At 58.4% G+C, this 22,854-nt stretch carries 22 protein-coding genes and 1 tRNA gene; 13 read left to right on the forward strand and 10 right to left on the reverse strand.

Going from position 1 to position 22,854, the window contains the following annotated elements:
• Positions 1-57 precede the first annotated feature (57 nt).
• On the forward strand, positions 58-279 hold the full coding sequence (locus tag ACR0J7_RS09405; RefSeq protein WP_480899450.1) for a hypothetical protein: 222 nt from the start codon (positions 58-60) through the stop codon (positions 277-279).
• Between the two features lie 161 nt (positions 280-440).
• On the opposite strand, the gene ACR0J7_RS09410 is transcribed toward ACR0J7_RS09405, so the two are convergent.
• Positions 441-516, reverse strand: a tRNA-Trp gene (locus ACR0J7_RS09410).
• Between the two features lie 141 nt (positions 517-657).
• On the opposite strand from ACR0J7_RS09410, the gene ACR0J7_RS09415 reads away from it, so the two are divergent.
• Complete coding sequence (locus ACR0J7_RS09415) at positions 658-1,362, forward strand: lysophospholipid acyltransferase family protein (protein WP_480899448.1); 705 nt, start codon at positions 658-660, stop codon at positions 1,360-1,362.
• Here the strand turns inward: ACR0J7_RS09415 and ACR0J7_RS09420 are convergent.
• The 5 genes from ACR0J7_RS09420 to ACR0J7_RS09440 form a co-directional block, all read right to left on the reverse strand.
• On the reverse strand, positions 1,359-1,604 hold the full coding sequence (locus ACR0J7_RS09420) for a MoaD/ThiS family protein (RefSeq protein ID WP_170346142.1): 246 nt from the start codon (positions 1,602-1,604) through the stop codon (positions 1,359-1,361). The two genes, ACR0J7_RS09415 and ACR0J7_RS09420, sit on opposite strands and share 4 nt — an antisense overlap.
• Positions 1,597-3,852: a xanthine dehydrogenase family protein molybdopterin-binding subunit gene (locus ACR0J7_RS09425; protein ID WP_480914016.1), complete on the reverse strand. Its 2,256-nt coding sequence runs from the start codon at positions 3,850-3,852 to the stop codon at positions 1,597-1,599. Before ACR0J7_RS09425 ends, ACR0J7_RS09420 begins: the two co-directional genes overlap by 8 nt.
• Entirely contained in the window at positions 3,852-4,331 is a 480-nt protein-coding gene (locus ACR0J7_RS09430; RefSeq protein ID WP_209597982.1) for a (2Fe-2S)-binding protein, read from the reverse strand. The genes ACR0J7_RS09425 and ACR0J7_RS09430 overlap by 1 nt, the downstream gene beginning before the upstream one ends.
• Complete coding sequence (locus ACR0J7_RS09435) at positions 4,328-5,194, reverse strand: FAD binding domain-containing protein (protein ID WP_480475624.1); 867 nt, start codon at positions 5,192-5,194, stop codon at positions 4,328-4,330. Before ACR0J7_RS09435 ends, ACR0J7_RS09430 begins: the two co-directional genes overlap by 4 nt.
• Before the next feature lie 125 nt (positions 5,195-5,319).
• Positions 5,320-8,532, reverse strand: a complete 3,213-nt coding sequence (locus ACR0J7_RS09440) for a reductive dehalogenase (protein ID WP_480914018.1) — start codon at positions 8,530-8,532, stop codon at positions 5,320-5,322.
• 75 nt (positions 8,533-8,607) lie between these two features.
• On the opposite strand from ACR0J7_RS09440, the gene ACR0J7_RS09445 reads away from it, so the two are divergent.
• On the forward strand, positions 8,608-9,510 hold the full coding sequence (locus ACR0J7_RS09445; RefSeq protein WP_480482132.1) for a LysR family transcriptional regulator: 903 nt from the start codon (positions 8,608-8,610) through the stop codon (positions 9,508-9,510).
• Between the two features lie 131 nt (positions 9,511-9,641).
• Entirely contained in the window at positions 9,642-10,343 is a 702-nt protein-coding gene (locus ACR0J7_RS09450) for an SDR family oxidoreductase (RefSeq protein ID WP_480482134.1), read from the forward strand.
• A gap of 2 nt (positions 10,344-10,345) precedes the next feature.
• On the opposite strand, the gene ACR0J7_RS09455 is transcribed toward ACR0J7_RS09450, so the two are convergent.
• From ACR0J7_RS09455 to ACR0J7_RS09465, 3 genes are all read right to left on the reverse strand, one after another.
• Positions 10,346-11,617 (reverse strand): NAD(P)/FAD-dependent oxidoreductase, encoded by a 1,272-nt coding sequence (locus ACR0J7_RS09455; protein ID WP_480914020.1) that lies wholly within the window; start codon positions 11,615-11,617, stop codon positions 10,346-10,348.
• 176 nt (positions 11,618-11,793) lie between these two features.
• Positions 11,794-12,951 (reverse strand): acyl-CoA dehydrogenase family protein, encoded by a 1,158-nt coding sequence (locus ACR0J7_RS09460; protein ID WP_480914022.1) that lies wholly within the window; start codon positions 12,949-12,951, stop codon positions 11,794-11,796.
• 142 nt (positions 12,952-13,093) lie between these two features.
• Positions 13,094-13,657 (reverse strand): TetR/AcrR family transcriptional regulator, encoded by a 564-nt coding sequence (locus ACR0J7_RS09465; protein ID WP_267366610.1) that lies wholly within the window; start codon positions 13,655-13,657, stop codon positions 13,094-13,096.
• A 303-nt stretch (positions 13,658-13,960) separates the two neighbouring features.
• Between ACR0J7_RS09465 and ACR0J7_RS09470 the strand changes: the two genes are divergently transcribed.
• The 3 genes from ACR0J7_RS09470 to ACR0J7_RS09480 are packed head-to-tail and all read left to right on the forward strand — an operon-like array spanning position 13,961 to position 15,264.
• On the forward strand, positions 13,961-14,425 hold the full coding sequence (locus tag ACR0J7_RS09470) for a nuclear transport factor 2 family protein (protein ID WP_209504702.1): 465 nt from the start codon (positions 13,961-13,963) through the stop codon (positions 14,423-14,425).
• A gap of 11 nt (positions 14,426-14,436) precedes the next feature.
• On the forward strand, positions 14,437-15,057 hold the full coding sequence (locus ACR0J7_RS09475; protein ID WP_480487659.1) for a pyridoxamine 5'-phosphate oxidase family protein: 621 nt from the start codon (positions 14,437-14,439) through the stop codon (positions 15,055-15,057).
• A gap of 48 nt (positions 15,058-15,105) precedes the next feature.
• Positions 15,106-15,264: a hypothetical protein gene (locus tag ACR0J7_RS09480; RefSeq protein ID WP_480487657.1), complete on the forward strand. Its 159-nt coding sequence runs from the start codon at positions 15,106-15,108 to the stop codon at positions 15,262-15,264.
• Positions 15,265-15,277: 13 nt separating this feature from the next.
• Here ACR0J7_RS09480 and ACR0J7_RS09485 read toward each other — a convergent pair whose 3' ends face one another.
• Positions 15,278-15,940 (reverse strand): TetR/AcrR family transcriptional regulator, encoded by a 663-nt coding sequence (locus tag ACR0J7_RS09485; RefSeq protein WP_480487655.1) that lies wholly within the window; start codon positions 15,938-15,940, stop codon positions 15,278-15,280.
• A gap of 65 nt (positions 15,941-16,005) precedes the next feature.
• Between ACR0J7_RS09485 and ACR0J7_RS09490 the strand changes: the two genes are divergently transcribed.
• The 6 genes from ACR0J7_RS09490 to cueR all read left to right on the forward strand — a co-directional run bounded on the left by ACR0J7_RS09490 (position 16,006) and on the right by cueR (position 22,845).
• Entirely contained in the window at positions 16,006-17,322 is a 1,317-nt protein-coding gene (locus tag ACR0J7_RS09490) for a flavin-containing monooxygenase (RefSeq protein ID WP_480914024.1), read from the forward strand.
• A complete protein-coding gene (locus tag ACR0J7_RS09495) occupies positions 17,319-18,221 on the forward strand; it encodes a bile acid:sodium symporter family protein (RefSeq protein WP_480914026.1) in 903 nt (300 codons plus the stop codon). The genes ACR0J7_RS09490 and ACR0J7_RS09495 overlap by 4 nt, the downstream gene beginning before the upstream one ends.
• On the forward strand, positions 18,158-19,150 hold the full coding sequence (locus ACR0J7_RS09500) for an SDR family oxidoreductase (RefSeq protein ID WP_480914029.1): 993 nt from the start codon (positions 18,158-18,160) through the stop codon (positions 19,148-19,150). The genes ACR0J7_RS09495 and ACR0J7_RS09500 overlap by 64 nt, the downstream gene beginning before the upstream one ends.
• The gene (locus tag ACR0J7_RS09505; RefSeq protein ID WP_480914032.1) at positions 19,147-19,911 is read left to right on the forward strand and encodes an SDR family NAD(P)-dependent oxidoreductase; all 765 of its coding nucleotides are present in this window, start codon (positions 19,147-19,149) and stop codon (positions 19,909-19,911) included. The genes ACR0J7_RS09500 and ACR0J7_RS09505 overlap by 4 nt, the downstream gene beginning before the upstream one ends.
• 79 nt (positions 19,912-19,990) lie before the next feature.
• On the forward strand, positions 19,991-22,459 hold the full coding sequence (locus tag ACR0J7_RS09510) for a heavy metal translocating P-type ATPase (RefSeq protein ID WP_480914034.1): 2,469 nt from the start codon (positions 19,991-19,993) through the stop codon (positions 22,457-22,459).
• On the forward strand, positions 22,456-22,845 hold the full coding sequence (cueR, locus tag ACR0J7_RS09515; protein WP_480557736.1) for a Cu(I)-responsive transcriptional regulator: 390 nt from the start codon (positions 22,456-22,458) through the stop codon (positions 22,843-22,845). Before ACR0J7_RS09510 ends, cueR begins: the two co-directional genes overlap by 4 nt.
• Positions 22,846-22,854 lie beyond the last annotated feature (9 nt).

The raw sequence follows: 22,854 nt of genomic DNA on the forward strand, positions 1-22,854 counted from the left end.
TGAGTGTCCGGGGCAGGACGATTGCGAGTAACAGTACCAGTTGGCACAAGGGGTCCGATGGCAATGCATAAACCTTCGACATCAGAAGCCGCTGCACTGAATGCGCAAATACTGAAAAAGACCGACTCGGATTACGATGTCGCTATGTGGGCCGCGTGTGCATTGATGGCGCTCCACTCAAACAAGCCTGCGGTGTTTCAAGAATATCAGCATATGTGGGCTGAAAAGCTGGATGCCGTAGGTCCGCACGAAAATACAGGTGCCAACAAAAGACAATAACAGGGCACGATGGCCTCGCGCCATTGTAGCAGTGCTGTCGGAGCCAATACTGCGACCAGTAATGACCCAAGCGCGTAATGGCTTAAGACTGGCAAAGCGAACTCAAAGGCTGAAACCCGTTCATCCTTGGAAATCACAACTTAGTATTCGGACAATTTCAATGGCAGGGGCAGCAGGGTTCGAACCCGCGACCTACGGTTTTGGAGACCGTCGCTCTACCAACTGAGCTATACCCCTGTAGTGAGCCCCAGATATGCCAGCCGCGCGGCGGACTCAAGAGGCTTTTTCAGATTCCGATCCACGAAATGTCCGGACAAACAAGTTGCGCAAAACGCATGGTGCGCTAAGACAAGGACCGGTTAGCAGAAGGAACCCGGCGTGAACCTCCGTAAGAAGATTGCAGACAGCGAAGCTGTGCTAAACTGGGTGGCGCGTCGGATTGCAAATTATATTCGGCTGGTACACCGCAACACACGTTGGCAGCGCATCGGCTATGAAGAACTGGACCAGTTGGCCGAACAGGGTGAGCCGGTCATCGTTGTTCTTTGGCATCAACGGCTGGCGCAGTCGCCCTATTTCTTCCCACTGGACAAGGGGCGCATCTGTTCGATTACATCGTCTGCGCGGGCTGGCAGCATGGTGGGTCGCGTGCAAAAGCTGTTCGGAATGGACACGATTGCCATGTCCAGTCATCAGCGCCACGTGGCGTTATCACGCGAAGTGCTTGGAAAGATGAAACAGGGAATATCCATTGGCATAGCGGCGGACGGACCCCGTGGACCAGAGCGGGTTTTGTCAACGGTTCCGCTGGTCTGGGCGCGCACATCAGGCAAACGCGTGTTTGGTATTACCTTTTCGGCGAAACATGGGCGCGAAGCAGGAACATGGGATCATCTATTGATGCCCCGCCCATGGGGTAACGAGGGGGTGTTTCTGTGCCGGGAATGGACAGAAACAGTTCCGCGCAAAGCCAGTGAAGACGAAATCGAAACCCTGCGCCAAAGCCTTGAGCAGCATATGAACGATATCACGGCCGAGGCAGACCGATTGGTCGGGCGCGAACCTTGGTCGCCTGACGCTTAACCGCCCCTCAGCCTTTGCATCAGATAGACTTCACTACCCTCTGGAATTGGTTCGGTCAGTCCGGTCGCGATCACGCGCCCGTCGACAGCGATAGACACGCCAGCGTCGATGGGTGCCTGAAGCTGCGGATGTGCACGCACGAGCGCGCGTAGCAACTCGCCAGTGGTTTTGGCCTCGACCTCAACCACCTGCTGACCCCCGGTCAGTGACCGGAGGCCGGACCAGAGGTGAACCTCAACCATTGTCCTTGAGAGCGGCCAGAATACGTGGCGGCGACATCGGCAACCGCTTCATCCGCACGCCAGCCGCGTTGGACACAGCGTTGGCAATGGCGGCCAGTGGCGGCACGATACCCGTCTCACCCACACCGCGAACGCCAAACGGGTGGCCCGGATTCGGAACCTCGACGATCACGGTGTCGATCATCGGCAGGTCGCTGGCCACCGGGATGCGGTAGTCGAGAAAGATCGAGTTCTGCAAGCGACCGTCTTCGCCGTAGATATATTCCTCGTTCAGGGCCCAACCGATACCTTGCGCTGCACCGCCCTGATACTGGCCTTCGACATAGGTCGGGTGGATCGCCTTGCCCGCGTCCTGAATGACCGTGTAGCGGGTCACATTGGTCTTACCGGTTTCCGGGTCAACCTCGGCATCGACGATATGGGTGCCAAAAGACACGCCGGCACCTTCGGGGGTTGCCTCGAAATGGCCCGAGATCGGACCACCCGTGCGGCCCATATCAGCGGTGATATCGGCCAGCGGCATCGGATCGAAATCGCCTGCATTCGGGCCTGAGGGCACCGCACAGCCGTTTTCCCATTTCACCGCATCAACCGGGATGCCCCATTTGGCCGCGGCCCGTTCGCACAGTTTCTCAACCGCGTGTCTCGCAGCTTTGATCGTCGCCAGCCCTGACGCGTAGGTCACGCGAGAGCCATGGCTTACGTCATTGTAGCCCAGCGTGGCCGTATCGGCGATGGTCACCCGGATGTTTTCATACGGGATGCCCAGAACCTCGGCCGCCATCAGGGCCATCGACGCGCGCGAGCCACCGATATCAGGCGTTCCGACCATCACCTGAGCCGAGCCATCCTCGGACAAGGCAAGCGAAACGCTGGTCTCGCCACCATGGTTAAACCAGAAGCCACAGGAAATACCGCGCCCCTGCCCCGGCTTCAGCGGAGCTGAATAATGAGGATGCGCCTTGGCTGCCTCCAGCGTTTCGACAAGACCGATGCGCTCGTAGGTAGGTCCATAGCTGGCTTTCGTGCCCTCATGCGCGGCGTTCTTCAGGCGCACCTCAACGGGGTCGAGACCCAGCTTGTTGCACAACTCGTCAATCACGGACTCGACTGCAAAGGCGCCCATTGGTGCACCCGGCGCGCGGTACGCTGCCTGCTTTGGGCGGTTGGACATAACGTCATAGCCGATCTGCTTGACGTTGGTCAGGTTGTACGGCGCAAAGGCACACATGGCTGTCATGTCGCCCGGCGCACCGGGAAAGGCCCCGCCCTGCAAGCGGAAAACACCCTGGGCCGCCGAGATCGTGCCGTCTTTCTTCATGCCGATCTTGACGTCCATCGAGGCAGACGAAGTCGGACCAGTGGCCCGGAACACCTCGGACCGGGTCATCACAAGCTTGACCGGGCGATTGGCCTTACGGCTGAGCGCTAGTGCGACGGGTTCGATGAAAACGGTTGTCTTACCGCCAAACCCTCCGCCAATCTCAGACGCAGTGACGCGCAACTGCGAGGTTTCAATTCCCAGAAGCGCGGCACAGGTTTTCTGCGCAATCCAATGCCCTTGTGTCGTGCACCACAACTCACCTTTGCCGTCATTACCCAATATGGCCAGACAGGCGTGCGGTTCGATATAACCCTGATGCGTCGCTTCAGTGACGAAACTGTCTTCAATGACCAGATCCGCTTCGGCAAATCCGGCCTCGACATCGCCGTGACCACTTTCATGATAGCGGACAACGTTCGGGTGCATTCCTTCCGGCACGGAATAATCCGCTGCCCTTTCGCGGATCACAGGCGCATCCGGTGCCATCGCCTTATCCACATCGGTGACGTGGGGCAGAACTTCGTATTCGACCTCGATCAGCTTGAGCGCGTCACGCGCCGCCAATGCCGAAGTCGCAGCGACCGCTGCAACCGCGTGCCCGTCATATAGCGCTTTCTCACCGGCCATAACGTTTTCCAGAACGTTGTAGAATTCACCTTCCAGACCGGGCTTAAACGGCACTTCAGCAAAGTCGGCGCGCGTCACAACAGCTTTGACATCCTTGTGCGCCTCGGCTTTCGACGTGTCGATTTTCACGATCCGCGCATGAGCATGAGGTGAGCGCAGGATCGCGCCATGCAGCATTCCCGGGGCGTAGGCATCCGCTCCGAATTTGGCGCGGCCGGTCACCTTGTCCAGACCGTCGGGACGGTTGGGGCGGGTGCCGACAAAAGTGAAGTCTGATTTACGATCGTCCAGAGCCATTACGACGCCTCCCGCATCTCAGCCGCCGTATCCATCACGGCGCGAATGATCTTGTCATACCCAGTACAGCGGCAGAGGTTGCCTGCCAGCCAATACCGCGTCTCTTCCTCGGTCGGGTTCGGGTTTTTCTCCAGCAACGACTTGGCCGCCACCAGAATGCCCGGCGTGCAGATGCCGCATTGCAGGGCGGCGTATTCGATCATCTTCTTTTGCAGCGGGTGCAGAATATCACCGTCGGCGATGCCTTCGACGGTTTCGATCTGCTTACCTTCAGCCTCGACACCCAGCATCAGACATGAACAGACCAGACGGCCATCAACGGTGACCGAGCACGCGCCGCAATCGCCGGTGCCACAGCCCTCTTTCGCGCCTGTCAGGTTCAGCTTGTCGCGCAGACAATCCAGCAGAGTTTCACGCGGATCACACAGGTATTCGACCGCATCGCCATTCACGGTGGTGGTTACGTGGAGCTTTTTCATGCGTTTTCTCCCTTCGCGCGGGCATAGGCAATTTTTGCAGCGCGCTTTGCCAGAACGCCTGCGACCTCGGTACGGAACGCGATCGTGCCGCGCTTGTCGTCAATCGGGTTACAAGCGGCAGAGGCGGCGGCGGCCAGCGCAGCCAGGGCCGCATCATCCAGCGCGCTCCCGATAATGGCCTTGGCACAGTCTTCGACCAGCAGAACGGTCGGGGCCACGGCGCCCAGTGATACACGGGCCTCAGTGATGGTGTCGCCGTCAAGACGCAGGTTCACACCAACGCCAACCACAGCGATGTCCATTTCGGTGCGGGGGATGAACCGCAGATAGGCATCGCCGCCGTTTTCGCCACGTGCCGGGATATTGACCGCCGAGATCAGCTCGCCTTTGGCCAGCGAGGTTTTACCGGGGCCGGTCGGAATATCCTCGACCGCGACTTCGCGAGTGCCGTCCGGGCCGGTCACGGTAACAGTCACACCAGCTGCGACCATGGCGGGCACGGAATCAGCCGCAGGTGAGCCGTTACACAGGTTACCGGTCGGTGTTGCGCGCCCCTGCACCTGGGTTGATCCGATCAGGTCCATCGCCTCGACCACACCGGGCCAGTCACGACCCAACTCGGGATGCTCGCTCATTTCGGCACCGGTTGCGGCAATTCCCAACGTCCAGCTTCCATCAGCATTGCGGGTAATGTCGTGTACACCGTTGATTTTCTTGATGTCGATCAGCGTATCAGGCGTCACCAACTCCGAGCGCAGCTGCACCAAAACGTCGGTGCCGCCCGCCAGAAAGCGCGTGATGCCCGTCGCATTTGCGGCCAGAGCCGAAGCCTCGGCAAAGCTGGCGGGGCTGTGATAATCCATAATGCTACCTCGCACCTGTTGGTCAGGGATATCTGGGTTCGGGGCGACGTTAATTCACCACCCACCTGACGTCCATGGGCCGAGCGACCAAATTTAACCGTCCAAAGGTCGCTTTCTGACCATGCTTACAGATCGAGCTCGATCACACCATCCGGCTCCGCAGCGCGGCTTTGGCACAGAATCATCGCCCCTTGGCGCTGCTTTTTGGACAGCACGAAATCCCGATGCTCGACCTCGCCCGAAAGGACACCGCATTTGCACACACCACAGATACCATCGGCGCATTTCACATCCACGCGAAAACCCGCCTCGTTCAGAACCTGAGCGGCATCCTTGTCTGCGGGCACAGGCAACGTTTTACCTGAACGCGCGAGTTTCAGGATAAATGGGTGGTTTTCGTAGTCCGGGGTTTCCGGGACCGAGAAATACTCAAGATGTCGGGCCTCTTCGGGGAAACCCTGATGTTCCGCGGCCTGCATGACCCCTTCCATGTACCGATCAGGCCCGCATGTATAGAGGTGCCATCCCAGCTGATACCCCGACAGGATCGCATCCAGATCAGCGCGCGAGCCTTCATCCGAGAAATGGTAGTGGACGCGGTTCGCCCAGGGCATCCCCGCCAGATCATCCAGATACCCCGCCCCACCCCGCGTGCTGGCCGAGTAGTGCAACTCGAAATCCATGCCCAATGAATGCAGGCGATGAGCAAATGCGATCATCGGGGTTATACCGATACCACCCCCCATCAAAAAGGTTTTGGACGCCCCTTCGTTCAGTTCGAAATGGTTGATCGGTTTCGAGATGAAAACCTTGCGCCCTTCGTTGAAAATTCGGTGCAGCAAGGCCGAGCCACCCCGCCCTTCATCCTCGCGCAGAACACCGATCTGATAAGACCCCCGTTCCGACGGGTCGCCAGACATGGAGTATTGGCGCAGGAACTCTGGCGCGACAAGCACATCCAGATGCGCACCTGCGGACCATTCAGGAAGCGGCGCACCGTCAAGGGAGGAAAACTCATACTTGGTGACATCCGAGGTCATCTTGTCGACCTTGGTCACAGCGACCCGCATCACCGGCGCGTCACCTGCGACCTGATAACGATGAATGATCGACATATCCCCCGCAGCTTTACGCGCCTTGTACTCTTCGGCTGTCACCAAGGCCTCATAGGCGGCAATTCCTGCCTCGCGATCCATTGCAAACGGATAGGGCCAGGGGTGCGGGGCCAGATAGGCCGGGTAGACCGCCAATGTCTGATCTTCGTATCTAAGGTACAGATCCTTTTGCAGATCGCGCCGGTTCAAAGGGTGTGTTGTTGGCCGATACGCCCCGTCGGGCTGCAACTCGATATCCCACCACCATTTCTTGGTGTCGTTCAAACCGCCATTGCCAACCGCATCATCCAGCTTGGCCAATGCAGGCGCCGCCGAGGGGATGTTCATCGCGGCCCAACGGAACGGGCGCTCCTTGAAGATACCCTCAAGGTTCCAAGGGCAGGTCTTCATGCACCGCCCGCACATTGCGCCTCCCGGAGTGGTCACGCGGTAGGTCGCGCATTTCTGGCTGTCGGATTTCCAGATTTCATAGCCGTTGAACATCAGCTTTGGCCCAGCCGTGATCGCGCCCGATGGGCATTCGCGCGCGCATTTGTTGCAAGACTCGCAAAAGCTTTGCAGACCGAAATCGATGGGCCTGTCATGCACGATCGGCATATCCGTGGTCACCACGCCTGATTTCAGTCGCGGCCCAAGATAGGGGTTCAGGATCACTTCGCCGATCCGGCTGACTTCGCCCAGACCGGACAGCAACAAAAGCGGAGGTTGCAGAACTTCGCCATCCATCACCGTATGCGCCTTGGCCTTGTAGCCAAGATTGCGGATCTGCTGTGCAATCACGCCACCCAGCAGCGAAAATCGCAGATAGGCGCGCATCGATTGGGCGACGCTGATCCAGTCGTCGCCGCTGGCACCCTCCATCGTTTCATAACCCTGATCGATGATCATGCTGACGGCCTGATCATGGGGCGGCACGATTTCTTCGCCCGTCGCGTCATGGGAATACCAGGCCCATTCCGGGCAGCGGCTGAGACCCACCGCATCGACCCCCAGAAAATAGGTCGCAGCCTTGATGTTTGCTGCGTTGCGTTGTGCGTCAGATGGCTTGGGCGCGTCAGCGCTTTCACCGTCCTGCAACAGTACAAACGCACCCAAAGCACGGCGTTGGGCAAAACTCGGCGCTGCCTTGCGGACGTAATACCCGCCTTTGGCCGCATCCTGTAGCGACTTGCCCATATCTCCGAACTGCGCCCGAGCAAACATATCTGCACGCTTGGGCACACGAGCGACATTCTCTTCGTCAATAAAGGTCGTTGGTGTCTCGACCCGTTTGAGTTTCTCAAACGGATGCGCCCCGTCCACATAGCGCCGTTTGGCATATGGGTCACGGTTGAGGGCGTTCTTGGCAAAGCCCGTGCCCAACCACCATGCCGGCCCCTGCGTCCGGAACCAGGGCTGATCGGCCATAGGCTTCAGCGGTTTGTCATGGGCGATCGGCATGTCAGTCGTCACGGCGGCCAAACCAAAGCGCTTGCCCAGCCAGGGCACGACAACCTCTCCATCCTCGACCGAAGCCAACCCGGCGGTGACCGCCAGCTTGCCCAAATCAACGTCGGTTGACATCATGCTGTGCGCCCGTGCGTCAAAGCCCAAAAGGCGGATGTAATTGGCGATGACCACCGCATTCTCGGTCGCCAGCAGACAGGCGCGATGGTCCTGCGCGTCGACTATCCAATCAGCGCCGGGTTCGGACGGGTCGGGATCGCGGTTGTGTTCATAAAGAAAGACAATGCTGTGCCGATGGCTGTCGATCGGCTTGGGCGCAGCCTCCATACTGTCTTTCAGATCAGCCATGATGACGTCGATCCCGGATGCCAGCGTTTTGGTCTGACGGGTGCGCAACGCGTGGGCCAGCCGGTCAATATCGGGATTGCGGCGAGCCTCGGGCAAAAGGGCGTCAGATGGCAGTGGACCGCACCCCATCATCGACGCATCGTTGAAGTAACCGAACGCTTTTATGTGGTTGGCCCGTTCCTGCGGGTTAGATGGAATCTCGGACGCAACCGCGTTCACCATTCCGTCGCGGATGGCGTCCATCATCGCCTGAAACTCACCCATCGCATTGACGATGCTGTCAGGGTGTTCCGGTCGGTGGAAACTCAGCTCGGCCAAAGCGGGCACAAGCGACAGATCCGGCATGTCATCTTGCCGGGCCAAACGCTCCAGCGGGTAGCCGCCCATATGAACGGGCCGGTTTCTGTCCGAGAATAAACGGATCCCCATCGAATATCTCCTGTTGATGCCCGTCCCGTACCCCGCCATGGACAGCAAAACCATTCATGATTAATCATAAATGGTATGAGCAAATTCGATTTCATTGACCTCGACGGCAAGGTTCTACGCACTTTTTTGACGATACTCGAGGAAAACTCGGTCTCGAAAGCCGCAGATCGGCTGGGGGTTACGCAATCTGCGATCAGTCATACTCTGGCCAAACTGCGGCAGGTCCTGGGCGACCCGCTGTTTGTTCGCTCAGGTCAGGGTCTGACGCCAACCGAACGCGCCCTGTCCCTGAAAGAGCCTGCGCAAAAGGTACTGGACGGGATGCGCGCGCTGACCGACGGCCGGCCGTTCGATCCTTTGTCGGAACAGATCAACATCCGCATCGCCACCAATGACATGCCACGAGAGCTGATCTTTCCATGGTTGCTGCGTGACACACGCGCCGAAGGCGCGCGCCTGCGGTTGGAATTCATCCCATCGGGTGTGCCCGACCCCGAATTGTTGCGCAGCGACCGGTGCCAGTTGATGCTAACCCCGCTGCCGCCCGACGGACCGGATATTTTCCAGAAAAGACTGATCGAAAGCCCGCTGATGGTGTTCTACGACGCCACGCAACGCACGCCCCCGGACAGCTGGCAGGACTATTGCCACAGCGACCATGTCGAAGTGCGCTTTGCCGATGGCCGAAACGCCCGTGCCGTTATGCGCGGCGTTGATCAAAGCCAGATCAATCCTGCGGTTGTAACCCTGCCGCATTTCAACGCGATCCCGGCCTTTGTGCAGGGCAGCGACCTGATCTCGACAGATACGGCACTGATGAAACAGGGCCCACTTGCCGCGCTGGATTGCGCACCTTTACCCTTCGCCTGTCCCCCTGTGTCCATCTACATGGTCTGGCATCAAAGATCGGCCAATGACCCCGCCCACCGCTGGTTACGCGACCGGATAGAAGCCATCGCAGCGTCCCTTCAGACCTGAGACAGCCGTCAGCTGCGCATAACAAAGGCCAGGTTCGGCTGCGGGACACGGTTACGAGTACTCAACAAAACGGATTGGTCAAACCGCAATTCATTCGCCATCCTGAAACCAAATCAAAACGGAGACGTCAGATGGAGAAAGTAGCACTGATCACAGCAGGCGGCAGCGGCATGGGCGCGGATTCCGCGAGGCGGCTGGCCGCGGACGGTTTCAAGGTCGGGATTCTGTCATCCTCGGGCAAGGGCGAAGCGCTGGCGCATGAGTTGGGAGGCGTCGGTGTAACCGGCTCGAACCAGTCCACGGAGGATCTGCAAAAGCTTGTTGATGCGGCCATGGCCCATTGGGGGCGTATTGACGTTCTGGTCAATTCCGCTGGTCACGGCCCCCGTGCCCCGATCCTTGAGTTGACGGACGAAGATTGGCACACCGGTATGGATGTCTATTTCATGAATGCCGTCCGCCCCTCGCGGCTTGTGACGCCGATCATGCAAGCGCAGGGCGGTGGATCGATCATCAATATCTCAACCTTCGCTGCATTCGAACCTGACCCGGTTTTCCCGACCTCAGGCGTGTTTCGCGCCGGGCTGGCCGCGTTCACCAAACTGTTCTCGGACAAATACGCTGCCGAAAACATCCGCATGAACAACATCCTGCCCGGTTTCATTGACAGCCTGCCCGAAAAAGAAGAATTCCGCGCGCGCATTCCCATGGGGCGCTATGGGCGCAGTTATGACGAGGTCGCCTCGGTCGTTGCCCTGCTGGCATCCGAAGGCGGTGGCTACATCACCGGGCAGAATATCCGGGTTGATGGTGGCATCACCCGCTCGGTCTGAATTCAGATCCGCGCCTTTATCAGATGCGTCAGCGCCGCGCCGGATTCAAAAAAGGCGCGGCGCACGCGCGTCCAGCTTTCGCGATGCTCATGCACCGCAGGAACGGGCAAAAGCGAAAGCTCACCTGCAAGAAGACTTTTGGCCATCATTCGACCGAACACCGTGCCGGGGCCAATACCACGGCCGGAATATCCGTGCGCGGCCAGAGCGTTGGGGCCAATCTGCGTGATTTTCGGGATATGGTCCGAGGTCATGGCAATCCGCCCGTGCCAACCCTGTTCAAACGGCTGATCGGCAAGCTGAGGATAAAGCTCAGCCAGTTTGCGTCGGACCCATCCGGTATGCACACTGCGTCCTGCATTCCCCAGATCGCCCATGCCGCCAATGATCATCCGCCCCGCCTGATCCAGCCGGAAGGACGTCATGATCAGCCCGGTATCCCAGCACCCTTCTGCCTGCGGCAGGATGCTGGCGCGCAGATTATGCGACAACGGGGTCGTTGCGTATTGAAAGTAATAAACGGGAACATAGGCAGGCGCAGTATCTGGCAAGCCAAGGTGATAGGCGTTGGTTGCCTGAATGACGGACCTCGCCCGTACGTTCCCGCCCGGTGTCGTCAATACCCATTGCCCACCTTCGTGCCGAAGGGTCTGTACCGGGCTTTGTTCATGGATCTGCGCCCCGGCCTGAGACGCGGCACGCGCCAATCCCATGACATAAGCCAAGGGTTGTATGGTTCCTGCGCGAGGATCGAACAACGCCCCATGGAAGGCATCGCTACCGGTCCGGTCACGGGCCTGATCCACCGATAGCAGTGCTACCGGCGCGCCGGACCCGCTTAGCTGCGCGTGGCGCGTTTGCAGGTTCTTCAGCCCCGAGGCGGAATGCGCGCAATGCAGGGTTCCGTTGCGAATGGGTTCGCATGTGATGCCGTGTTCTTCGATCAGGGAAAAAACGTCCGACGGTGCCTTGCCCAGCAGATCGATCAGGCGATCGCCAGCCTCTGCACCGATATGCGCGCGGATGTCATCCGGTGGCAGCCACAGCCCGGCATTGACCAGACCGACATTGCGCCCCGACCCGCCAAACCCGATCTTCTGCGCTTCCACCAAACAGACCGAAGCGCCGGACCGGGCTGCCGTCAAGGCAGCTGAACACCCTGTATATCCGCCACCTATGATAGCCAGATCAACGGTTGTATCACTACCCAGCGGCAGAGCTATGACTGCTTCGGTACATGTAGTCCGCCACAGGGCTTGTTCGGGATCGTTCACGTCAGACCTCTGAGTCTTTTCGGCGGATCATCATACCGCTGCACGTCCTTTGCAAGTGGGCAACTGCGGTCGGGTCAGCAACGAAAAAACCCCGCAAGCACGGGCCTGCGAGGTCCAACAGAAGCGAACATTCCGTCAGGAATGATGACATCCGGCAAGAGGCTGCCCGGATACCTTCAGACGTCGAGCGACCGTGCAATCACCTCTTTCATGACCTCGTTCGTGCCGCCGTAAATCATCTGCACGCGCGCGTCTGCGTAGAGGCGGGCAATTGGATACTCCATCATAAAACCGTAACCGCCGAACAGCTGCAGGCATTCGTGCATGATTTCGTTCTGCACCTCTGACCCCCAGTACTTGGCCATCGAGGCGGTTGCCGCGTCCAGTTCGCCTGCCTCCAGCTTGCCGATACAGTCATTGACGAAACTGCGCAGCACCTCGGCCTTGGTCTTGCATTCTGCAAGCTTGAAACGTGTGTTCTGGAAATCCATTACCCGCTGACCGAACGCTTTGCGCTCCTGCACGTACTTTACCGTTTCGGCAATGGCAAAATCGATCGAACCCAGCGCCATGATCGCGATATTCAGCCGTTCCCATGGCAGTTGCTTCATCAGCTGATAAAACCCATGACCTTCCTCAGCCCCCAGCAGGTTCGTCATCGGAACTTTGACATCTTCGAAAAACAGCTCGGCCGTGTCGTTGCCCTTCATCCCCAGTTTCTTGAGGTTGCGCCCCCTGCGAAACCCCTCGGCCCCTTCGGTTTCGACCACGATCAATGACACACCCCGCGCGCCCTCGGACTTGTCAGTCTTGGCGGCCACGATGATCAGATCCGCCGTCTGGCCATTCGTGATGAAGATTTTCGAGCCATTCAGCCGGTAGGAGTTTCCGTCCTTCTCGGCCGTTGTGCGCACAGCCTGAACATCCGAGCCGGTGCTGGGTTCCGTCATGGCAAGTGCGCCGACCATCTCACCCGAAGCCAGTTTGGGCAGCCATTTCCGTTTCTGATCTTCGCTGCCATAGGCGATAAGATAGTGGGTCACGATCGACTGAATACCATAGCCCCAGCCAGCGTCGCCCCGTGCACCCTGTTCGTACGCGGTGATGGCGTCAAAGCCCATACCGCCGCCGACGCCGCCATATTCTTCGGGGATTGCACCAGCCATCAGGCCGGTTTCACCAGCCTTGCGCCAGAAGTCGCGATCAACGGCCCCGTTTTCAACCCAGGCTTCGATATTCGGTGACAGTTCATCATCCATGAATCGGCCAGCCATATCCGCAAACATGCGGTGTTCGTCAGTGATCCATGCCGCGGTCGAAGTGAAAAGTGACATCAAAGGCTCTCCAATCTGTCTTTCGCGAAAGCCTAGCGTTCAGCCCGATTCCCGCCAATCCACGTGACGTGGCGTTCCGACTTCGAACAACGCAACGTTTCTTTGCTAGGTAACTTTAAGAACCTGCTTGTTTTAAAGGAAATTAACTCAGCGCCAATGCCAGCAAATGCTGTGCCGCATCTCTGGCGTCTTCCGCAGGATCACAATTCTTGAGCAAAACCGCAGACACAATTGCCCCTTCCTGCAACAACACGATCTGGCTCGCGAGTTTCTGAGGATCACGCGCACCAGCCTGTTCGGCGACGGACGTGAAATGCTCCAGCAACAGCTGTTTATGTTCGGCTGCCTGCACATGGATCGGATGGTCTGTTTCCTGATATTCTGCCCCGGCCTTGATGAACATGCAGCCCCGGAATCCATCTTCCTCGAACCATTCTTTCAAGGCATCAAAACTGACGATGAGTTGCTCGGCCGGTGTTTCTGCCATCTCTTCGATGCGCCGATAGAACCACTCGCGAAAATTCTCATCCCGCAGACGCAGAGCGGCTACAATCAGGTCTTCTTTAGTGCGGAAATGTTTGTACATCGACGTTTTCGAAACGCCCGTTTCCGCCACCAGCTTATCCATGCCGGTCGCGTGAAACCCGTCGCGATAAAAAACCTTCAGGGCTTTGCTGACAAGTTCATCCCGTTTGTTTGGACGCATGATTCGGCTCCATGGTGTACCGTTCTGTACATATTACCCCGAAACATGAAGTACAACCGGCCTAACTCAAATCATTGTTTTCATTAGAATTCATGGCTCGCCCTGAACCGCGCGAAATATTTTCTGCTTTTCCTCTTGCAAAAGTTAACAGATCGGTACACCTTATTGGAAAGTTAACCGATCAGTACACCAGAGGATTTGACCGATGAAACGTCGCGCCAGCATATTCCCCCCTCAGTACGTTCCATTTCTTCTGACACTGGCCATTCTTGCCGCTTCTCTAACCTGAAAGCCCCCTGCACCATGTCTCGACCCCCTCTTCCCCCGTTCACGTTGGAAACTGCCACGCAAAAAGTGCGCATGGCAGAGAATGCCTGGAACAGCCGCGATCCCGACCGCGTCACCCCCGCATACACAGATGACAGTCAGTGGCGAAACCGGGCGGAATTTCTGTCAGGGCATGACGAAATTCACGCCTTCCTAAGCCGTAAGTGGCACAAGGAACTGGACTATCGGCTGATCAAGGAACTCTGGGCCTTTACCGGTAATCGCATCGCAGTGCGTTACGCTTACGAGTGGCACGACGATAGCGGTCAGTGGTTCCGGTCATATGGCAACGAGAATTGGGAATTTGCCGAAGACGGACGCATGTCGCATCGGCATGCCTCGCTGAATGATCACCCCATAGCCGAAAGCGACCGCTTGTTTCATTGGCCATTGGGTGAACGCCCCGATGACCATCCCGAGTTGTCTGATCTGGGTCTTTGAAAGGACATACTGTGCCGCGTGCGTTTTCAGAACTGACCTTCACCCCAACCGTCCGCGCCCATCAGGAGCGGATGGGATCGGCAAAAACCTATGCCAAATTCATTGAAGGTGGCCCGCAACAGGGCCATCTGATCGGCGAACCCGAAAAACAGTTCATTCAGGCGCGCGACGGGTTTTATCAATCCTCGGTGTCTGAAACAGGCTGGCCTTATGTGCAGTATCGCGGCGGGCCGGTCGGGTTTCTTAAGGTGCTGGGGCCGCAAACCATCGGATATGCCGATTTTTCAGGCAACAGACAGTATATCTCGCGCGGAAATCTGGATGGCAACGATCGGGTCGCGATGATCCTGATGGATTATGCCAATCAACACCGTTTGAAGATCCTGGGGCGTGTCGAATTCACGGAAGGTCAAGCAGCGGCAGCCAGCTTGTATCCGGAGGGGGCCGAAGCCCCCGCAGAGCGGGCCGCGATCATTCGAGTTGAGGCGCTTGACTGGAACTGCCCACGCCACATCACGCCGCGTTTCACCGAAGCCGAACTGCGCCCGCATCTAAACAGTTTAGGCCAGCAACTGGCCCAGTTGCAGGCCGAAAATGAAAGGCTGAGACAAGAACTGTCAAAGCTCTCGTGATGCGCAAGACACCGCAAACTTTGTTGAGTATTTACAGGGAATAATCCAATGGTTCGTTCGGTCTTTCAGCTTTCTGCGGCGTTCCTTGCCGGAGCAGCCCTGATCCTTATGATCATGATGTTTGGTTTCTTTGCTTCACCCAGCGCCGTCCGGACGTCACCACCTTCTGTGTTCAGCACCATCCTGTTCAACCATTTGCAGCAATAGCAATGCTGCGCGTTCAACCGCGACTGGTCTGAACCATCGCTTCGATACCGGCTGCACAAAATTCGATCAGGCGTTCCACCTCTGACACTCCGCCGCCATGCGACAGGGCCCCGACCCGCCAACCACTGTTGAGATGCGCCAGCATTGCCGACACGGAATAGACCTGGCCGCTGGCCAGCAGCGCAGGGTCAACATCCGGATAAAGCGCAGCGATTTCGTCGATAAAATGCCGGGCGGTCGGGTCGAAACACTCAGCCGCGATATCGCGCCAGCGGGGATCGACCGAGACATGCGCCACAAGGCGCCCATACGCCATCCATCCCGAACCGCCTGTTTCTGCCAGTTCCACATAAGGCCGGATAAAACTGTCCAGAATGCTGCGCAATGTTAGCGGACCTGCTTTTCTTGCCTTGGCCAGCGCATCGGTTCTGATTTGTGCCAGCTTGCCCGCACGGCGTTCGATCGCTCGAAAAAACAGCTCTTCCTTGCCGCCGCCATGGTGATGAACAAGGCCAACCTGAACCCCTGCAAGCGCAGCGATATCGCGGATCGACGCGCCTTCGAATCCGCGTTCGGCAAAGACTGTTTCGGCCGCGTCCATGATCCGCGCTTTGGTTTCCAAAGACCGCTTGGACGGTGCTCTTTGTCTTGGCTTTTCTACGTTTTTCAGCGTCATAAAATTCACCTTGCCTTATTTTGGTCGTTCGTTCAATTTAAACCTCACGAACTTTGGGAGGGTTCATGACAGAAACGCGCGACACATTCGCCCTGATTGGGGCGGGGCCAATGGGTTTGGCCGCGGCCAAGGTGCTGAAAGAACAGGGAATCGCATTTCAGGGGTTTGAGTTGCATTCGGATGTGGGCGGTTTGTGGGATATCGATGCCCCAAGATCAACCATGTACGAGTCGGCGCACCTGATCTCATCCAAGCGTATGACCGAATTTGCGGATTTCCCCATGAATGACGCGGTTGCCGAGTACCCCTCGCACCGGGCGATGCGCGACTATTTCCGCGCATTTGCGGACCGTTTCGGGTTGCGTGAGGGTTACAAATTCAATGCAGAAGTCACTCAGGTCGCTCCGCTGGGCAATCCGGGTGACGGTTGGCGCGTGTGCTGGCGAGACCAAGATGGCGACCATCAGGCCGAATATGCCGGCGTACTCATTGCGAACGGTACCCTGTCGGAACCGAATGTACCCAGCTTTCCGGGTACATTTGACGGCGAGTTGATCCATGCCTCGCAATATCGGTACCCAAGCCAATTCGACGGCAAGCGTGTGCTGGTCGTGGGCGCAGGCAATTCCGGCTGTGACATCGCAGTCGACGCCATCCACCACGCGAAACGCTGCGATCTGTCGATGCGGCGCGGGTATTATTTCGTCCCGAAATACGTCTTTGGCAAACCCGCTGACACAATAGGTGGAAAGATCCGTCTGCCGATGTGGCTGAAGCGTAAGGTCGACAGCCTGATCCTTGGCTGGTTTGTCGGCGATCCACAGAAATACGGCTTTCCCAAACCGGGTTACAAGCTGTACGAAAGCCACCCCGTGGTGAATTCGCTGGTTCTGTATCACGCAGGCCATGGCGATCTGAGCATCCGCCCGGATATCGCCCGGCTGGAGGGCCACACCGTGCATTTCAAGGACGGCTCCTGCGACGACTATGACATGATCCTCGCCGCGACCGGATACAAACTGCATTACCCGTTCATCGACAAGGGCCTGCTGAACTGGCAGGGCGACGCCCCGCATCTGTATCTGAACACGATACATCCCGAACGGGACGATCTGTTCGTGCTGGGCATGGTCGAGGCCACGGGCCTGGGCTGGCAAGGCAGGCACGAGCAGGCCGAGATGGTGGCGCGCTACATCAAGGGGCTTCGACACGGCTGCCCCGTGGCAGCCGATCTGCACGAAGAAAAGCAAAAAGACTATACGCGCGCCACCGGAGGTATGAACTATATCGACCTGCCCCGCATGGCCTATTACGTGGACAAGAATACCTACAGAAAGGCTGTCACCGGCTGGATCGACCGGCTGCAGAAGGCCGCCGCATGAGTGGTATTGACCAGATCACACTGAATTTCAGTCCGGCGTCTCTGACGCTGTTGAATGCTATTCTGGCAATCGTGATGTTCTCGATTGCCATCGACCTTACGCCTCGGGATTTTGACCGTTTAAGGCGCTCACCCAAACCTGTGATTGTCGGATTGTTTTCACAACTCGTCGTCCTGCCTGCGCTGACCTTTGTGATGGTGTGGATTGCGGCACCGCAACCATCAATTGCGCTTGGCCTGATCCTTGTGGCGGCTTGCCCAGGGGGCAATATCTCGAACTTCATTACCCACCGCGCGGGCGGAAATGCAGCGCTTTCGGTGTCGATGACAGCCTTCGCCACCATCTGTGCGATCTTTATGACACCTTTCAATATTGCGCTTTGGGGCGGGCTTTACCAACCAACCCGCGCAATCCTGCAACAGACCCAGATCGACCCAATGCAGATCGCGATCCTGGTCGGTCTGATGCTGATCCTGCCGCTGGTTCTGGGAATTACGCTGAATCAACGCCTCCCCGCCTTGACGGCACGTTTACGCGCACCGCTGCAACTTCTGTCGATGGGTATCTTTGCTGGGTTTATCGTACTTGCTCTGGCTGCCAACTGGGGGTTTTTCCTTGGGTTTGCCGGGGCTGTTGCCGGGCTTGTGATCCTTCACAACGCCCTGGCGCTGGGGGGCGGTTGGGTTGTGGCCACTCTGACCCGGCTGTCCCCCTTTGATCGCCGCGCCATCACCATTGAGACCGGAATTCAGAACTCCGGACTTGGGCTCGTCCTGATCTTTGCATTCTTCAACGGTCTTGGCGGCATGGCCGTGGTCGCTGCATTCTGGGGAGTATGGCACGCTATTTCGGGCCTGGCTTTGGCTTCGGTCATGGCACGAACCGAGGCCGCGCGATGACCCGCATCCTGATTACCGGCGCTGCCGGGATGGTCGGGCAAGCGCTGTTGCCCGAATTTGTTGGGCACGAGGTCTTTGCAACCGATCTGAAACGCCCGGTTAACCTGCCGGAAGACGCCTCATTTTTGTCCATGGATGTTACAACCGACGCTCCTGCACGTGTGATTGCCAAGGTGAATCCGGATGTGATTGTGCATTTGGCTTCAGTCGTAACGCCGCCGCCGAAGATGGGGCGCGCCGCAGCCTATGCTGTCGATGTCGAAGGCACGCGAAATGTGGTGAATGCCGCCATCGCAAACGGGGTGCGCAGACTGGTCGTTACGTCTTCCGGTGCTGCTTATGGCTATCATGCAGACAATCCTGTGCCGTTGCGCGAAGGCGATCCATTGCGCGGCAACCCCGAGTTTCCTTATTCAGATCACAAGCGTCAGGTCGAAGAGATTTTGGCCGAAGCCCGCAGAACCGCCCCCGATCTTGAGCAGGTTGTTCTGCGTGTGGGTACGGTTCTGGGGGCTGGAACCGAGAACCAGATCACCGCCCTGTTTCGAAAGCCCCGGTTGCTGGCGGTGTCCGGCAGCGAAAGCCCGTTTGTCTTTATCTGGACCCGGGACCTGGCACGCATCCTTCAGCGCGCAGCAACCGACGGACCAGCCGGGATTTACAACGTCGCCGGTGACGGCACGATGGGCGTGAACGACTTGGCGCGCGCCATGGGAAAGCCGGTTCTGCGCCTCCCCCCCTGGGTGCTGAAAGCGGCCCTAGCCTTGGCTCGCCCACTGGGTTTATCTCGCTATGGGCCGGAACAGGTACGGTTCCTTCAATATCGGCCAGTTCTGGATAATTCTGCCCTGAAATCTGAATTCGGCTATGTGCCCGAAAAGTCCAGCGCGGAGGTTTTTGCGCTGTGGCAACGGCAGGCCGGGTTATGAAAACCGCGGTCATCTCTGGCGGTGCGGGCGGTTTGGGACAGGCTTTAAGCCGTGCACTGCAAGCCCGTGGGTGGCGGGTGGTGCTGTTGGATCTTGATGTGTCCGGTCTGCAAACAGAACCGAACCAACTGCCAATTGCCTGTGATCTGACTGACCCCGAACAGCTTGCCAACGCAGCTCAAAGGGCGATCACGTCAAGCGACAGCATTGATCTGGTCATCTACAACGCCGGGGTTACGCAAATTCGGGGGTTTGACCAGTCCGACACGGCCAGTCACCGTGCACTGTTTGATATCAACTATTTTGCAGCCGTTGAGATGGCTCGCGTATTTTTGCAGCCTCTCCGCGCGTCAAAGGGAACACATCTGGCGATCTCGTCGGTGGCTGGTTTCGCTCCGCTCTGCCATCGCACGGCTTATGCAGCCTCAAAACACGCGCTTGAGGGTTTTTTCAAATCGCTTCGATCCGAAGAAAAGCCACATGGCGTTCAGGTTCAGATTGCAGCGCCGTCTTTTGTGGCCACCAACCCCGGCAACGCAATGGAGCAACCCGATGGAACCGCGCGCCCCGGATCTGCCAAGGACGGAATGGACGAAATGAGCCCCGAGAGTGCCGCCATGGCGATCCTGCGCGGACTGGACAAATCGCAGCCCACGATCCCGGTCGGACGCGTTGCACACTTATCGTGGTGGCTCAACCGTCTGTCCCCACGCCTGTATCAGCGCTTAATGGAGCGTAACATGCGCGGGCCGGGATCGTAGAATTTTGCCGTGACCCCCTTGACCTTCCCGTCACTGGAACCCCCATCTGGAGGGCAGAAAACCACGTGGGATGAGTCGCATGGCGCAAAAAACACTGACAGAACTGAAAATCACCGGCATGGGATGCGCATCCTGCGTGGGCCGTGTCGAGGCTGCACTGCGTGATGTGTCTGGTGTTGATGCGGCCTCGGTCAATTTCGCGACCAAAACGGCGCAGGTGGAATTTGACGGGCCGGTTTCGTCCCTGACAGCGGCGCTGGATGCAGCCGGCTATCCGGCTGAAACAAGTCATGCGGATCTGAGCGTCGAGGGCATGAACTGCGCATCCTGCGTTGGCAAGATCGAGCGCGCGTTGGCATCCACCGCTGGCGTGATCGAAGCGCAGGTCAATCTGGCAACTCGGACAGCTACGGTGACTTACGCCACAGCTGCAACTACGCCCGAGGCGCTGGCTCAGGTTGTTACCGGAATTGGATACCCCGCGCGTATCCAAGGCGTTGCGGAACCAGAAAGCCGGGAAGACGACGAAATTCAGCGGCTGGTCCGTTCCACAATACTGGCAGCGGCACTGGCCCTGCCCGTATTCATTCTTGAGATGGGCGGGCACATGATCCCCGCCTTCCACCATTGGATACAGGCGACCATTGGAACACAGACAAGCCACTTGATTCAATTTGCCCTGACCTCGGCTTTGCTGATCGGACCGGGCCGTGTGTTTTACCGCAAAGGTATCCCGTCGCTGTTGCAGGGCACGCCGGACATGAACGCGTTGGTAGCGCTTGGGACCGGCGCGGCTTATCTGTATTCGGTCACGGCCACATTCGCGCCCGGCCTGCTGCCGCAAGGTACCGCCAATGTCTATTTCGAAGCGGCCGCGGTGATCGTCGTTCTGATCCTTCTCGGCCGGTTGATGGAGGCGCGTGCCAAAGGCAAAACAGGAGCTGCGATCCGAAAACTGGTGGGTTTGCAACCAAAAACCGCGCGGGTCGAACTGGATGGACAGATACAGGACCGGCCAATCGCCGAAATTGTTGTCGGAGATATCCTGCACATCCGCCCCGGCGAGCGTGTACCGGTGGATGCCGAAGTGCTTGAAGGCACCTCTTACGTCGATGAAAGCATGATCACGGGAGAACCAGTGCCTGTTGGCAAGTCGGCAGGCGCGCCTGTTGTCGGCGGCACCGTGAATGGCACCGGCGCTTTACGGGTAAGCGCTACCCGCGTCGGCGGCGACACGGCTCTGGCACAGATCATTCGTATGGTGCAGCAGGCGCAGGGCGTGAAGCTGCCGATCCAGGGGTTGGTGGATCGGATCACCTATCGCTTTGTTCCTGCGGTCATCGCTGTTGCGGTGATCACTGTCGCGCTCTGGCTGATCTTCGGCCCCAGCCCGGCCCTTCCCCTGGCGCTTGTCGCAGGTGTTTCAGTTCTGATCATCGCCTGCCCCTGCGCTATGGGGTTGGCGACCCCAACCTCGATCATGGTGGGCACCGGGCGTGCGGCAGAACTCGGGGTTTTGTTCCGCAAGGGGGATGCGTTGCAACAGCTTCAGCAGGCGCGCGTCATTGCGTTGGACAAGACCGGAACCCTGACGCTGGGGCGCCCCGAACTGGACAGCGTGACAACGGCAAAGGGGTTTGACCGGGAGGAGGTTCTGCGGCTGACTGCAGCCCTTGAGGCACGGTCGGAACACCCGATCGCATCCGCCATCACCCGCGCGGGGCCCGCGACACTGCCAGAGGTATCGGATGTCCGTTCGCTTACCGGGCTTGGCCTGCAAGGGTTGGTTGAAGGCCGCGACGTGTTGATCGGGTCGCACCGGTTGATGCAGCAGCGTGGGATCACCCTTGGAGCCCTGGCGGATGAGGCAGAAGCCCGTGCCGCACAGGGGGCAACCCCTCTGTTCGTCGCTCTGGATGGGCAGGCAGCGGCCACTTTGTCCGTTTCCGACCCGATCAAGCCCGGCACAGTGGAAGCGCTGGAACGGTTGCACCAGATGGGTTTGACCGTGGCCATGATCACGGGTGACAACGCACGCACGGCGCGGGCTCTGGCCGACCGGCTGGGGATTGATCATGTCACTGCCGAGGTACTGCCTGATGGCAAGGTAGACGCAATCACGGCCTTACAGGACCGGTTCGGAGTGCTGGCCTTTGTCGGTGACGGGATCAACGACGCCCCCGCTCTGGCGGCGGCTGATATCGGCATCGCCATCGGAACCGGCACGGATGTGGCCATCGAAACAGCCGACGTTGTCCTCATGTCCGGTGATTTGCGGGGCGTCGCGAATGCGACCGAGATCAGCCGCCGGACAATGAGGAATATTCGCCAGAATTTGGGCTGGGCCTTCGGATACAATGTCCTTCTGATACCGGTGGCTGCCGGTGCGCTGTACCCGTTTGGCGGCTATCTTCTGTCCCCAGCACTGGCAGCTGGTGCAATGGCACTGTCGAGCGTTTTTGTGGTCTCGAATGCGCTGCGCCTGCGCCGTATTCGCGCTAGCGTGCCGGAAACCTCAGGTACGGCCACCAAAGAGGTGCGCGCATGAATATCGGAGATGTTTCCACGCGCACCGGCCTGCCCGCCAAGACGATCCGGTATTATGAGGACATCAACCTGATCAAACCAATGCGCGACGACAATGGCTATCGCCGGTTTCGCGACCAGGACGTGCACAAGCTGAACTTTCTGGGCCGCGCCCGGGCGCTTGGGTTCACCATCGAGGATTGCCGGACCCTGCTGGCACTCTACGAAGATGAAACCCGTGCCAGTGCCGACGTGAAACAGGTTGCACGCGATCATCTTGTTCAGATTGAAACCAAGATCGCTGACCTGAACGCCATGCGCGATACGCTGAGCCATCTGATCGAGGCCTGCGCGGGGGACGACCGGCCCGATTGCCCAATCCTGCGAGATCTGGGCGGGAAAGGCTGACTTGGGGTT

The organism is Ruegeria sp. O4 (assembly GCF_056535125.1).